This is a genomic window from Paenibacillus sp. 1182, from assembly GCF_017833915.1.
In the GTDB taxonomy this organism is placed as follows: Bacteria; Bacillota; Bacilli; order Paenibacillales; family Paenibacillaceae; genus Paenibacillus; species Paenibacillus polymyxa_D.
In genome coordinates this window covers 314,976-327,405 of record NZ_JAFICR010000004.1, presented here as the reverse complement: position 1 = coordinate 327,405, position 12,430 = coordinate 314,976, and the positions used below count along the sequence as shown (strand labels likewise).

At 36.7% G+C, this 12,430-nt stretch carries 17 protein-coding genes; 2 read left to right on the top strand and 15 right to left on the bottom strand.

Translation table 11 applies throughout. The features are described 5' to 3' along the window. Nucleotides 1-162: 162 nt before the first annotated feature. The 7 genes from JOD82_RS10090 to JOD82_RS29605 form a co-directional block, all read right to left on the bottom strand. On the bottom strand, nucleotides 163-495 hold the full coding sequence (locus JOD82_RS10090; protein ID WP_245248973.1) for a hypothetical protein: 333 nt from the start codon (nucleotides 493-495) through the stop codon (nucleotides 163-165). A 351-nt stretch (nucleotides 496-846) separates the two neighbouring features. Next, nucleotides 847-1,302, bottom strand: a complete 456-nt coding sequence (locus tag JOD82_RS10085) for a transition state regulator Abh (protein WP_209948735.1) — start codon at nucleotides 1,300-1,302, stop codon at nucleotides 847-849. Nucleotides 1,303-1,392: 90 nt separating this feature from the next. Then, nucleotides 1,393-1,566 (bottom strand): hypothetical protein, encoded by a 174-nt coding sequence (locus tag JOD82_RS10080; protein WP_209948733.1) that lies wholly within the window; start codon nucleotides 1,564-1,566, stop codon nucleotides 1,393-1,395. Between the two features lie 107 nt (nucleotides 1,567-1,673). Beyond that, nucleotides 1,674-1,850 (bottom strand): hypothetical protein, encoded by a 177-nt coding sequence (locus JOD82_RS10075; RefSeq protein ID WP_209948731.1) that lies wholly within the window; start codon nucleotides 1,848-1,850, stop codon nucleotides 1,674-1,676. Nucleotides 1,851-1,992: 142 nt separating this feature from the next. Then, entirely contained in the window at nucleotides 1,993-2,229 is a 237-nt protein-coding gene (locus JOD82_RS10070) for a hypothetical protein (RefSeq protein WP_013386224.1), read from the bottom strand. Nucleotides 2,230-2,708: 479 nt separating this feature from the next. Further along, nucleotides 2,709-3,992 carry a hypothetical protein gene (locus JOD82_RS10065; protein ID WP_245248972.1) on the bottom strand — a complete coding sequence of 428 codons (1,284 nt, stop codon included), beginning with the start codon at nucleotides 3,990-3,992 and terminating at the stop codon, nucleotides 2,709-2,711. A gap of 700 nt (nucleotides 3,993-4,692) precedes the next feature. Further along, nucleotides 4,693-5,124 (bottom strand): helix-turn-helix domain-containing protein, encoded by a 432-nt coding sequence (locus JOD82_RS29605; RefSeq protein WP_312887679.1) that lies wholly within the window; start codon nucleotides 5,122-5,124, stop codon nucleotides 4,693-4,695. A 328-nt stretch (nucleotides 5,125-5,452) separates the two neighbouring features. Here JOD82_RS29605 and JOD82_RS10055 point away from each other — a divergent pair, with 328 nt between their 5' ends. Beyond that, nucleotides 5,453-6,607: a tyrosine-type recombinase/integrase gene (locus JOD82_RS10055; protein WP_209948728.1), complete on the top strand. Its 1,155-nt coding sequence runs from the start codon at nucleotides 5,453-5,455 to the stop codon at nucleotides 6,605-6,607. Between the two features lie 109 nt (nucleotides 6,608-6,716). On the opposite strand, the gene JOD82_RS10050 is transcribed toward JOD82_RS10055, so the two are convergent. The 4 genes from JOD82_RS10050 to JOD82_RS10035 all read right to left on the bottom strand — a co-directional run bounded on the left by JOD82_RS10050 (nucleotide 6,717) and on the right by JOD82_RS10035 (nucleotide 7,909). After that, complete coding sequence (locus JOD82_RS10050; RefSeq protein ID WP_209948726.1) at nucleotides 6,717-6,935, bottom strand: alpha/beta-type small acid-soluble spore protein; 219 nt, start codon at nucleotides 6,933-6,935, stop codon at nucleotides 6,717-6,719. A gap of 87 nt (nucleotides 6,936-7,022) precedes the next feature. Next, nucleotides 7,023-7,166 carry a hypothetical protein gene (locus tag JOD82_RS10045; protein ID WP_209948724.1) on the bottom strand — a complete coding sequence of 48 codons (144 nt, stop codon included), beginning with the start codon at nucleotides 7,164-7,166 and terminating at the stop codon, nucleotides 7,023-7,025. A gap of 3 nt (nucleotides 7,167-7,169) precedes the next feature. Then, entirely contained in the window at nucleotides 7,170-7,361 is a 192-nt protein-coding gene (locus JOD82_RS10040) for a hypothetical protein (protein ID WP_209948722.1), read from the bottom strand. Next, the gene (locus JOD82_RS10035) at nucleotides 7,358-7,909 is read right to left on the bottom strand and encodes a hypothetical protein (RefSeq protein WP_245248971.1); all 552 of its coding nucleotides are present in this window, start codon (nucleotides 7,907-7,909) and stop codon (nucleotides 7,358-7,360) included. The genes JOD82_RS10040 and JOD82_RS10035 overlap by 4 nt, the downstream gene beginning before the upstream one ends. A 295-nt stretch (nucleotides 7,910-8,204) precedes the next feature. Here JOD82_RS10035 and JOD82_RS10030 point away from each other — a divergent pair, with 295 nt between their 5' ends. After that, nucleotides 8,205-8,753: a hypothetical protein gene (locus JOD82_RS10030; protein WP_245248970.1), complete on the top strand. Its 549-nt coding sequence runs from the start codon at nucleotides 8,205-8,207 to the stop codon at nucleotides 8,751-8,753. Nucleotides 8,754-8,937: 184 nt separating this feature from the next. Here JOD82_RS10030 and JOD82_RS10025 read toward each other — a convergent pair whose 3' ends face one another. From JOD82_RS10025 to JOD82_RS10010, 4 genes are all read right to left on the bottom strand, one after another. Further along, nucleotides 8,938-10,245 (bottom strand): WGR domain-containing protein, encoded by a 1,308-nt coding sequence (locus JOD82_RS10025; protein ID WP_209948720.1) that lies wholly within the window; start codon nucleotides 10,243-10,245, stop codon nucleotides 8,938-8,940. Between the two features lie 519 nt (nucleotides 10,246-10,764). Further along, nucleotides 10,765-11,289 carry a helix-turn-helix domain-containing protein gene (locus JOD82_RS10020; RefSeq protein WP_245248969.1) on the bottom strand — a complete coding sequence of 175 codons (525 nt, stop codon included), beginning with the start codon at nucleotides 11,287-11,289 and terminating at the stop codon, nucleotides 10,765-10,767. Nucleotides 11,290-11,316: 27 nt separating this feature from the next. Continuing rightward, the gene (locus tag JOD82_RS10015) at nucleotides 11,317-11,499 is read right to left on the bottom strand and encodes a hypothetical protein (protein WP_209948718.1); all 183 of its coding nucleotides are present in this window, start codon (nucleotides 11,497-11,499) and stop codon (nucleotides 11,317-11,319) included. Between the two features lie 69 nt (nucleotides 11,500-11,568). After that, nucleotides 11,569-12,261: a hypothetical protein gene (locus JOD82_RS10010; protein ID WP_209948716.1), complete on the bottom strand. Its 693-nt coding sequence runs from the start codon at nucleotides 12,259-12,261 to the stop codon at nucleotides 11,569-11,571. Between the last annotated feature and the right edge of the window lie 169 nt (nucleotides 12,262-12,430).

Sequence of the window (12,430 nt, the reverse complement as noted above, 5' to 3'; positions counted from 1 at the left end):
GTTTCTTCAGCTTCCCGTACACTCTTCTTATCCTTGTCGTCAATGAGTCACACGTTACAACACAATTAATATATCAAAGCGTTATGTAAAAAAATATACTTCACAGATCCGAGCTACTTTCTGTCAGGTAAACAAAGGCGCTTCCGGTTCACAGAAGCGCCTTTAATAATCTTCAACCCATAAAGATACATATATGAATAAGACGTAAGATATAAGAAAGAATGCAATCACACTAAGAAGAAGAATCCATAAAAGACGGGTTTTAAATAGAGACAGGATAAATTTCATGGTTTCAAAGGATTTCTGTTGGGTAGGCAGCAACTCATATTCGACCTCCCCTTCTTCTTCATCTGTAACTAAAAGTTCACTCGTTAACTTTTCTAAAATTCTTTCGGCTTCTTCCTCATCCCTCTCTAAAAGTTCATTCCAAACTTGTTCATAATGTTCTCGAATTTCTTCTTTATTAGGACTTTCTTTAAGCAAAACCATCTCCATTTGAAACCTCCTTTGAAAAGAGAGCGCAAAGAAAATTTGAAGAAAAAAGTTGCCCTACCCTGCAAAGTTTGGCTACCCTTTTCCCCCTGTTTCTACTTAATCACCAGATCATACAATAATACAAACTTTAAAGCTTCCCAACGATTGAGAGGTGCCACAATAGGCACTCTCTTTTTACAAATTATGTTATTTTGCTACTATACAATATATAATAGCGGTGTGTAAGGAGTCAAGTTCGTTTACCACTAAATCAATCAAATCAAAACATAGTCTATTTCCTAAACTCAATTAGATTAGCAATTAATTAACAAAAGACCAGCCACCGCTTTTGGTTGATCTTTTCAATTCGTGCTATTGTTCTTGCATTAATCGTTTAAGCTGTGAAATGCGTGGTTGAGAGGTGTTGAGTAGTCTTGCGTAGTCTTTTTGAGTGTATGTAGGATGTTTAGCCATCAGCACTTTTAACTCGCCAAGCAGCTCGTCTGAATTGCGGGTAGTTCTTCGTTCTTTCGGCTCAGTCTGAGCAGACTCTTCCTCAGCATATTGTAAACAATTTTTGCCCTCTTTCAAATCATGAACACAATTTGAGCAAAGAAAGCTGTTCCGAAAATAGGTCAATTGATCAACTGCACCACACATTTTACAAGCTACCCCAACATGTTTTCTTAAAGCAAGCATCTTTTCTTCACTATTTATAAATATTTCTAACGGATCGCCCATATGAATACCCAGTAAAACTCTCGTCTCTTTAGGTATAACAATACGACCCAGGTGATCTAATTCACGTATAATGCCAACGCTTTTCAACTATATCTCTCCTCGATTCAATAATAAAAAGGCAAAGCAATATATCCTATTTAGACTGTTTGCAGCTCTTTAATAGCCTCAGAAATGGATTCAAAATTCTTGATGCTTCGCTTTATACTCTTCGCCGTAAATAAGAGGAATGGAGAACTTTGAAGCCATCTCGCTTAACAAGAATTGGAGAGAGGTAATTTTTCTATGCATTCCAAAATCGTTGCTGTGTAAAAGCCTTTCTTTTTCATGTAAAAACTCAACTATTGTAATCATATTTCCTCCCTCACATTCTACGTAGACTTTTTTTGTTTTGTCTTAATGCTTTGCCAATCACCTGCTTCTATTTTCTATAATGGTCATATTCTTCTCACAACCTTAGGTTATAAAATTTCAATCGTTATACGAACCTTTTTGTCAAGATACATATGATATAATACATCCTGTAAATATTCGCCCTTATCAGTCAGAATATCTATCGTATCTTCAACTGTTTTCACTTCCCCTTCAAATATCTCAATTTCTTTTGGGGTATTTTTAAGAAAATTGTCTTTATTCATTTGAATGCCTGCTTTCGGTTAAAGTCATATTCTCTAACTGTAATAGTATATGCTGATTCAGCAATTTTGTAAATATTGGGAGTGTTGAAATTGACCAAGGGTTGTAAAATACACACGGCTAAATTCAATCTTATCAACTTTTTTATGGCTCATCTGGATTTTTGATACGATCTACACATTCCACAAGGCTTTCATGTGCATTTCGAATCAGATGATCGATGTCTAAATCCTTAGCTTTACGGTTATACATGAGTCTCTTCTTAGCCCTGTCGATCAAATCTGTAGCTTCCTGAAGCATGTGTAAGACAACCTGTATATCCTGTATATCCTCTAATTTCTTATCCAGCTCCATCTTTTCTTTTCTATAATCCCTTTCCACTTACAGGTTCCCTCCTTGTAGTTGACTATTTAATATAATAAAAGGACTGCCCTAACCCTGGTAAGTTTGGCAATCCTTTTACTGTTCTATTATTGTAGTTGTGTAACAGTTACACACATAATGATCTAAGGATCACTTGTATGTATATATGATATGTTAATCCGCTCTAATTTTCAATCATTGGGATGTTAATCCGAGGAAGATATATACCCAAATCATGCAAGGCTTGCTCTCATCAACAAACCATACATTAGACTATATAGATGGTTAGTATAAAAACATTTAATTTTTACTTTTTGAATGTAGAATAGTCCGGAACTGATGATTTGATGCGTTTTCGAGCTTGATAATCGTCAATTTTTTAGAAATAAGTCTTGCTGTTATATGCCACATTTTTTTGGTAGCAGCCATGCCAAAGCACGGCAACATTACAGAGACAGCGAGGGAAATGAAAGCCCCCCGTATCCTAAAAAATTCGGTCAAAATTCAGAATCAAGTGTCGAGTAATCAAGGATTTCTTTCATTTCAATGGTAAATTGAGGTTTGTAACTGATTATATTATTAATCTTAATATCTTCCTTAGATTCGATATTAAATAATGCATAGTTGGTATACGATAACTTTTCTCCGTGTACTCCTTCGTATTTAATTCCGTGATAGCCAATGTAGCTACAACAGGTTCCAATGAAATTAGGAAGTAGATAAGCTCCCTTAACGGTCTTTGTTTCTTCGTTCATCTCATTAAAAAAACCCTGAAACGTAGGTTCAAATGAACCCAGATCAAACATAAAAAGCTCATCTTTTATAATTTCAAACTCTCCGATGTCTATTATATCTTCATGGGTCGGGTGGATCTCATATGGGATACTTTCCAGACGATCGGAGACATACAGCACCGATACGCCAACACAGTTATATCGTCCATGTTGTGGAAGCCCCACGGGTGGAGCCCACATCTGATCCTTATCCCATTGGACAGAAGTGTCCATTTTTCGAGTACGACCACGGTACAACATGCCAACATCATTGGTTAATACGGTATATCCCTTAGCCTCAAAATGTTTTTTCAGCGTTCGAAAAATCGCGCGACCGGTTTCATGTTCCAACGCAAGCATTGGATAGTCGTTGAGGTGCATTTTAAAATCTCGCAAAGCTTTGACTTCGATCGTTTCCTCATATTGCTGACTAAATTTACTAAACGCTTCGTACTGGAACCCCCAATAGTCTTCGATATCACGCTTAGTATAGATTTCATCATTCAACTCGAAAATTCCGCCATAGAAGTCATCCGAGTGTCCCGCTTCCCTACCATAGGAACACTTACATTGAATATGGGTGCAAAGAATTTGAAATAGCTCCTCAGGAACGTCTTGTTCATAAAGGTAATGACTGATGCTAATCCCTTCAGGAGGGTCCATTCGGGAGCTTTTATCATAGGGATCATTGTTGTAGGCATTGACAAGATTCCACCGCTCTCCGCCTTCACAATGCTCGCATCCGCCAATTTCTTCGCCTACCCGATCTGCGATGTCGTCGATTATTTCATCATCCACGGTGAAAATGTAATAGTCGTCCCTTACTTGAATTTCTTCATCACAGCAGGCGCAACATAAGTCTTCAATGCCATCGTGTTCCTTTTTAACGCTTTCTGGTAACATTTCGACCAGTGTGTATCCGTATTTTTCAAAAAAAACGATCACAATCTCTCCGCAGTTAAAACAAAGAATTGTCTCTTGTAAGTCAGTAATAGCGCGCACATACATTCCCCTTATTTTTCAAATTGTTAGATCTCCTGCTCCTCCCACGTGGCTTTCGCCAATTTACCCTATCTGCTTATTTGAAGCATGGTGTCATAAGTGCTAATATAGCCGAAGTTGTAAACAGAAAATAAAATAAAAAAAATGACTCTATCCCAATTGAGTAGAGTCACTTTTTTGTTAAAAGTTGATTGTTCGTTTCAATCTACACCCTCATAAAGAGGGTGACATAATAGCTTCATTATATGCCAAAAGGAAAGTAATGTAAAGTGTAAAGCTACAAATTTAAGAGCAGCAGGGTTCTGCATGGAAGCATACTGTAACATTAATTTAATATTGAGAAAAGTGGTCTTAATGTTATTGATGAAATAGTAAAAGGACCACCTGTCCTTCACAAGCTCGGTAGCCCTCTTACAGAGAAAAGTTGAACATTGTAACATTCACAAGTATACACACTTTCAATTAGTTAAAACCAGATTACTTGTGCATATAATTGCTTTGTTAATTTGTTCATACTTACCCTACCCCGCCAGAAAATATTAGGAAACGTGAAGTAGGGTCATTAGACAACACAAGAGAATAGTCTTGTACCTTTTTACGATAGCGATCAGTGTACGAAACTGGTCACTTTCTTTATTTATTATATATCCACATCTTCCGCATTTCAAGTATTTACCCCCTCAAATAAAACATTTTATGCTCACATTCACTCTTTGAGGAAGATACATTCTACAACAGTTCTAACTCGATCCTTGTCTATGTACGTAATTTCCATGGGCTTATGTCGTACCTTATGTTGATGTGTACCCTCTTCGTAAGGACAATGGTTTAGGTAATATTTAAAATTATTGATTTCAAAGTTATGTTCCTCACAAATTTGGGCTACTTTTTCGGAACAAGTCACAATGATTTTGTAATTACACAGTTCAAGCTCTTCATTATATAGCTCTGGTATGTTTAGGATTTCAGCAACGATTTTTCTTTCATTTTTACAGCTCCGGGTTCCATAAATGATATTAGACAGTCTTGTTGTCCTTATATTATAAGCTTTACAAAATTCTTTTTGACTCATTTGCATCTCTGCCAGTTTCCTCTTAATTAGCCATCCCATATCGGTTGGCTTTGATTTCCCATGCAAGATAGGTACACCCTCTTTTGCTACATTAGATTAACATCCATCCCCCTTTGCCAGCTTGGGGAACATTTCATGATTGAAATTGATGCAGATAATCCTTCAATGTTTATAATTATATCCTTGAAATGAACGAAGAGCAATTTATTGTTAAAATCGAAACGATAGTTTGATAACATAAATTATATTATGTTAACCATTAATTCTCGTTATAATTTTTTTGTTTTTAGCGTAGAAATTTCTTTCTACCTTTCCTGTTCTAATCCATTCATATTTTCGAGTTGCGAACATCTGTACGTTAGCCTACTATAGATATAGCGGAGGTGAAACCAAAATGAAAAAATCGTTGGAAAACCAAGTGCGGGAAAAATTGAGGAAACGCATTTTTTTATTGCCTAATTTTGCTGTGGATTTTCTATATCTCTTAGAGAACTCCAAGGAAATACAAACCAGATTTGAATATGCGAAAGATATCAGCCTATTTTTAGAGTTCCTGCTCTATTCACATAAATGTGATAAATCCACGATTAAAGCGATTGAGCCAGGAGATCTGGATCAATTGGAGGATCGCGATTTAATTGATTTCTTTGATTATCTCTCATCCTATCAAACGAGCTATATATCGAATACAGGTAGGCAAGTAATGAAGGAATTCACCAATGCACCTGTAGGAAAAGCAAGAAAGTTGGCCACACTGCGAAAACTATTCGCCTACCTCTTTCAAAAAAAAATGATTTCAAAAGATATCACACCCAATATCGAAATTCGGGTTCCTACAAAAGTAAAAGTGAAGCAACGCTTGTCTCCTGACGAAGTCCAACGCTTTTTTACAACCATCATGAATGACTTATCGATTGAGAATAACCGTCTGCTTAAATTTCACGAAAAAGTGAAGCATAGAGACTACATCATGACGCTTCTACTTGCTTATACAGGTGTTCGAATTAGTGAATTGGTTCAACTCGATATTTCAGATATTCAATTGCACAAAAAAACGTTTGTCGTTACTCGTAAGGGCGGTGACGAACAAGAAATCACAATGCCTGAAAAGATCATTGAAGATATCTCAGCCTATTGTGAGCACCGAAAGAAACTGACCCATGTTGATCACAGAGATCAGAACGCTCTATTTATATCGCTACATAGAAAGCGGATTAAACCAAGCACCGTTCGTGCTTTGCTGGACAAGTACCGACTGAGAAGCAATGTCTCAATCCATGTTACACCTCACGTATTCAGAAGAACTTTTGGTACAAACCACTACAATACCTATGAGGATATGTATCTGACTGCCCAGGTACTTGGGCATGCTTCAGCGGAAACCACACGCAAGTTCTATGCCGACCCATCTGAAGAGCGTGTAAATCGATCCATGAAGCAGTTTGACTATGCACAAACCGAGACGACCTTGGATAACAGGGGCAAATTAACAAGCCTGGCAAAGAGATTGGGTATAAGTGTAGAAGAATTGATGAAGGAGCTGGGATAATCCCCGCGCCTTCTTTTTTTATTGAATAAAAGTTTATTCCCCTCTTGTATAAATGATATAAAACCTCAGACATAGGACTGAGGTTCATGGATTTGAGTTCTGCATATATTTACATTCTTCCTGCAATGGTTTCTTCTGCGATCTGTAGGAGCCTTCGAGTAAGGTTGCCACCAATTGCGCCTAAATCTTTCGTTTTCATCTTTCCATAATAGCCGTCGATCGGGAGCTCAATACCAAGCTCTTGAGCTACTTCTAACTTTAGTTGTTCAAACAGTTGATAAGCTTGGGGGGATCTGGTATTCTGCGTTGAATTTGATCGCTTCGTCAAGTAATATCGACCTCCATATTGTTACTATTCCCAAAAATGGTAACGATATGTGTTCTATACAGCTACATATCAATCCGCTGCCGGAGTTTAGTCGTTGATATCAGGTATCTTAATGCCAGCAATACTAAGTGCTTTTTGCATACCTAACTGAAAGGCTCCAGTCTGAGCTTCTTGTTGTTTGCCATGATGAACGATCCCTTTTAGATACACCTCCAACATACGCTCTTCCATGGTTTATATGACCTCATAGCCCTCGTCATGATACAAAGCACGTATGAGTGTATCTAAAGGAAGACCTTGAATGCTTTCAAATTGATTAGACCATTGATGCTTTGCATGGAGTTTCACAATGTCTGAATCAGGATATAGTTTTTTAAGCGAATCCAAAGCAGTTGCCTGAGCCTGAGTTAATTGAGCCTTTATCATGAGCCAACTTCTTCGAAAACGATCTTTTGTTTAAATTTACTTCTTATCGCATTCAACAATCCTTTAAGTTCTTCGCGATGCCTTAAATCGAAGTGGAGATTTGATCCGGGTAAAGTATATCTTACAGTTTTAATTTGATCTGTCACATGCGCATAGCGAATATAAAGTAATTCTCTTCCAGAACTATCTTGAACCACGATCCATACAGAACCGTATTTTTCAAACTCAACAGTAAAACTATTGTTCAATCGCAACTTTTTCTCATAAGAGCGTTCAATATATTGCATATGGTTATTAATAAGGTTCTCCAGGTCGACAAACGTTAGCAAATGCTCAATATCTATGTCCCTTTCCAGAAATGGTGTAGACACAAAACCGATCATAATATCGCTGCGTAGACTTTTTTTTCGCAAGAAATCTCTTAAACCTCTAACATTGTTCAAACCATGAAATTCATCAACATAAGCATTGTTTGTTGTTAGAAGATTACTGAGATAACTATTCTTATACGCTCTAAGAATTCCTTTCACCCTGGTCAAGATTGTCATATGTATCACCTTCCATATTTTTTCAAAAGCATTAGATCAAGTTTCATAAGGAATTTTACACAATCTATTTATTCAGGCAATTTTATTAAATAATTGACTATAAAATAATAATAACACTGAACTGCGAATTTTAGCAAGCAGTCTGTAAACATCGAGATTGAATGATGCTATGCCCTTCATCATCGTGTTAAACCGTCTGATTTGGACATATAACATAAGGTAGTCCTTACATTAAAATAAAGGGGATGATACCTTCTGTATTACGTATATATCAACAAATAATATGAATAAACTTTTGGATTTAGATCAAAAAGTGTTTTTGCCTGAGTTTCGAATTGATGAGGACACGACAAGGAGGAGACTTGAAAAGAACTCCTTTACAGATATCGCTGTGTTTCAAGGGGAAGCACTAATGGGCTATGTTTCTCTTTATCCGATACCTCGTAATATCTATACTGAAATTCATAGTGGTTATTTTGATGAGAGTAGAGTGGAACGATCAACCTTGCCCTATCAACGCATAGGTGTGTATGATACCTATTTATGTGGCATAGCCATAGATAAGGAGCAGTTTCCACGATTTAAGGTGAAATTTCTGATCATGCAACTGGAAAAGCATTTACAAAATCTAAAGAAAAAAGGCTTCTTTGTTAATCGGATTATTGCTCATGCTGTATCGGTTCCGGGTAGAAAGACATTGGAGAAAATGAGATTTACCGAAAGGTATCCCAATATCTTTGTCTACTTCTGTTTTAGGCAGGGATATTTATTCATAAAGGATCGTCAAGAAGATTATTCATCAAACAGAAAAACAAATATACACCCGAAAATGGTGTATGTTTAGCTTCTCTCGTTGTTACGATGGCATGATGACCTGGGATAACGACACATAGTAAAGAAGAAAGACAGCTTATGAATGGCTGTCTTTTTTTACAGGGTTGTATAATAGTTTATATAAATTCTTGTGGATTTCTATTTGCAATATAGGAAAAAAGGGCAGATATACGATCAACCCTTTTTCAAAATGATTATCGAGTTTTCTTGAACTCAATAATATACTTAATTTTAACCTGGTTCTCGTTGTAGATAATGTACTCATCGTGAATTAGCCCACCAGGGCTTTTTACTCCCCGTACTGAGTTGTAAGGACGCGGCGCCGCAGTCAAATGCGGCTGAGCATAAGTGTAATCCTTAATCTTACCTGTTGCTACTTCACAGACAAACAGATAATTTTCCTCGGCTGCTACACCGCCGTTAAATCCCCAGCAGTAGTTTGCTGATTTTGTAGACTGACTCGCAAAATAGATACCGCCACCAAACATAGAACCCGTATGAACAGCAGATGCTGGCTTAATTTTCAAACCGTTCTGCATAATACTTAGAATGTTTTCGTTACGAGAACCATGGAACAATTCCATTTCTTCAACCTTATAAGGATTGAAACGGTCATGGTTTACCATGTCCTGAACTTCGAAAATTTCCTTGATGTCAAAACCGAAATGGTGATTATGACCTTTGGTACTTTGGACGAAGTCAGACAAACGTTTGTATTCCTTTGAGCGTGAAGATAAAGCCTCAAGCTTAATTTTGAGTGATTTATATTTTTGCTCCAGGTTTTGTTCCAGTGTGCTTTGTGCTTGTACAACGGAACTCATAACGCCAAGAAGGTCTTTTCGATCGTTCAATTTCACATAGTCATCAATGATGAATCGCCGATAATCGACCCGACTACCAAAAGTCACAGGAATGTAAGAATAAAACTCATTGGATAGTCTTTCGACTTCCATCCCCGTTGTTGTCCCGCGATCCAGCATATGCTCAATTTGAGTCAAAATCTCCAAGCCTTTAGCTACTTGTGTAGCTGACAACTTACCAAGCGGCGTATCAATGGACTTTACCAAATAGCTTGTAGCATTTTGATAAAGTTTCCCGATGAGCTTGAGAACCTTATCCTTCACTTCAGACAGATTCTCCTTCTTGGTTTTGCATTTGACGTCAACTTGGGTAGGCGCAGATGATCCAACATCATCTACAATGATATCTTTATATTTTCGCTTTTTCTCGTTATACAAAGAATCATAATCACTATCCATTTCATACTCCGAATGATAATACCTTCCTTCTCTCGTTGGATTGGGTTTTCCCATTCTCCCGTATTCAGTGTAGATGCGATAAGGATAATCGCCTTTCCCCTCCTGCTTTTCCATGATAAAAAACTTATTAGAATTTGCAGATAGATCAGCACAGTTCAATACATTCCGATCCCATGATTTTACTGCATTGAAATTCGGACTACTTGAGTTGCTGAGTCTAATTGCTTTAGCTTTTGTTGCCACCTGAACATCTCTCCTTTGAAGTAAGTTCGCTGAAACAGCCAATTAAGAATTCGATCTATAAAGCCTTATATGCAGTTAAGAGCGTATTTAAAAAGGACTCCTGAAGTGGAGTCCTTTGTAGGTGGTATTATGAGTTTTTCAAGCAGCTAACTGCTAAAATTGCTCTTCAACGCTGACGAAAACATTGACTTTAATGATGATTGTAAGTACAATTCAGCGTTTATACTTTTCTTTTTTGCCTAAATCATTAAGCATGTCGGATAATATGCGCGATTAAAAAAATATGTTTACAGTGAGTTTGAGAAACTACTTAAAAATATTGAAATGTTAAATCTATTCTTTACCTTTGAATCGCTTTTATCAATGTGTGTTGATAACTGGCAAGATTGTAATGTTTATCTACATTCAAAACTATGTATCTTTAATGACGCTTTTACGTTATATTACAACAAAAAAGAGACACCTAAAGTGTCCCTGCTCCTCGATACATTCTTCTACTAAAATGCTTTTTGTTAGCTTTTAGCGTATCTGAGAAATTGCTTCCCAGCGTCTATCAGGTATAAGCCCTATGCAATAATTGAATTCATGTACTGAAATTTTGATCAGCTCACGTTTATGATAAATATACAAAAGCTCCGACTGATGATTGAACTCAATAATGTCTCCCTCTACAATCCCTTCTCCAAAGCGCTTAATATTATTCGCTTTTAACAGTTCTTTCTTTAACGTCTTTACTTCATTTTCAGCTTGTAAGGCTCTTTCCTTCCAAGTCAAATCATTATCAGTTGTGCCAGGAGGCTCCAAATAGCCAGCCTTGGTCATAAGCTGATGCAATGTTGTGCTCGGTAAAAAAGGAGCAATGATTTTTAATGTTTCGATAGTTGGTGTTTGTTCCCCTTTTTCGATTCTGGAAATCGTAGCGGCACTAATATTACTCCGATTTGCAAGATCCTTTTGGTTCTTATAACCACTATCTAATCTCATTTGTTGAAAGTAAGTGTGAAACAGAGAAATCTCCCCCTGAAACAATGTATCTTTATTCATGGTCTTTAACTTGCCCAACTCAATGAGTTAAACCATCTTAAATCTGTACTTCAATTCCTCATCACTAAGGGAGAACTTTTTTCCTGAATTCCCAATCAACTCGTATGTTTTAAAATCTATTTTTGTTACAATGTACTCTTTCCCTTTTGAAATATGAGTCCCTTCATTCCCCGATAAAGTATACAACGCTTCGACCTGAATCTTTTCCATAACTATATGTTCCTCTCTGTAGATAGGGCATATTATCCTTTTTTGTTGAATTGGCTTTGTTAACTCCAATTATACGTCAGTATTGGCACATAACACATGATCTATGATTTCAAAATATGCCATATTATAATTTTGAATCACATAAGGAGAGTTAACATCTACAACATCAGTATCTGCGTAGAGTCTTTTTGACAAATACTCTGAAATAGAGTCTCTAATAAACTCTTCATAAACATCTTTGTTGAACACGACTTCATTCTCCACATTGCCTCTACCCATATACTGATATATGGCAAAAGGTCTGTCTCGATATAGAAGAACATTCAAATCTCTGGATCGAGAATCATTGCAATGATCCCTAACATAGCTTCTTTCCGTCAAAGACTGTTGCGTTTCACTATCATAAGAATGCAAGTCACGCAACATATTGAACATACACAAATCATCTAAATTGTATACTTTATCTTCACGCATATATTTGAGATTTAGAATTTCCTGAATTGTAGTCTCCATCTTTTCTGATTTCAAATCCCGATTCGTCTGAGTCAGATAATTCCGCAACTCGTCTCTTGCACTCTGTAAATCATAATGAAAATCTTGTGCATCATCTGGAAGAAGATTGGTTTCATTATCGAACACACCATAGCCCTGAGTAAAATTCATTCCTTGCTCTTTTACATCATTAACATTGTCGAAAATATCTACATAATCACCATTTTCATCAACAGTTGCCCACAATTTTCTTATTTCATAACGTTCCATCTGATTCTCCTCCTAAAATATGAAGTCGATCTTCAACTATTGTTTATCTTAACCTCATATTATAGAGAGCCAAAATCAAACTATAACACCACCTAAATGGATGGTTAATTTTAGCGATTTATATTGAATTCCAACTAAAAGAGAGGCACTTAAAGTGTCTCTCTACCGC

What these genes read in the sequence shown, in the direction of transcription:
- JOD82_RS10090 (WP_245248973.1), bottom strand. Translation starts at nt 495, where the DNA reads ATGGAGATGGTTTTGCTTAAAGAAAGTCCTAATAAAGAAGAAATTCGA.
- JOD82_RS10080 (WP_209948733.1), bottom strand. Translation starts at nt 1,566, where the DNA reads ATGATTACAATAGTTGAGTTTTTACATGAAAAAGAAAGGCTTTTACAC.
- JOD82_RS10075 (WP_209948731.1), bottom strand. Translation starts at nt 1,850, where the DNA reads ATGAATAAAGACAATTTTCTTAAAAATACCCCAAAAGAAATTGAGATA.
- JOD82_RS10065 (WP_245248972.1), bottom strand. Translation starts at nt 3,992, where the DNA reads ATGTATGTGCGCGCTATTACTGACTTACAAGAGACAATTCTTTGTTTT.
- JOD82_RS10055 (WP_209948728.1), top strand. Translation starts at nt 5,453, where the DNA reads ATGAAAAAATCGTTGGAAAACCAAGTGCGGGAAAAATTGAGGAAACGC.
- JOD82_RS10045 (WP_209948724.1), bottom strand. Translation starts at nt 7,166, where the DNA reads ATGGAAGAGCGTATGTTGGAGGTGTATCTAAAAGGGATCGTTCATCAT.
- JOD82_RS10040 (WP_209948722.1), bottom strand. Translation starts at nt 7,361, where the DNA reads ATGATAAAGGCTCAATTAACTCAGGCTCAGGCAACTGCTTTGGATTCG.
- JOD82_RS10035 (WP_245248971.1), bottom strand. Translation starts at nt 7,909, where the DNA reads ATGACAATCTTGACCAGGGTGAAAGGAATTCTTAGAGCGTATAAGAAT.
- JOD82_RS10020 (WP_245248969.1), bottom strand. Translation starts at nt 11,289, where the DNA reads ATGAATAAAGATACATTGTTTCAGGGGGAGATTTCTCTGTTTCACACT.
- JOD82_RS10015 (WP_209948718.1), bottom strand. Translation starts at nt 11,499, where the DNA reads ATGGAAAAGATTCAGGTCGAAGCGTTGTATACTTTATCGGGGAATGAA.
- JOD82_RS10010 (WP_209948716.1), bottom strand. Translation starts at nt 12,261, where the DNA reads ATGGAACGTTATGAAATAAGAAAATTGTGGGCAACTGTTGATGAAAAT.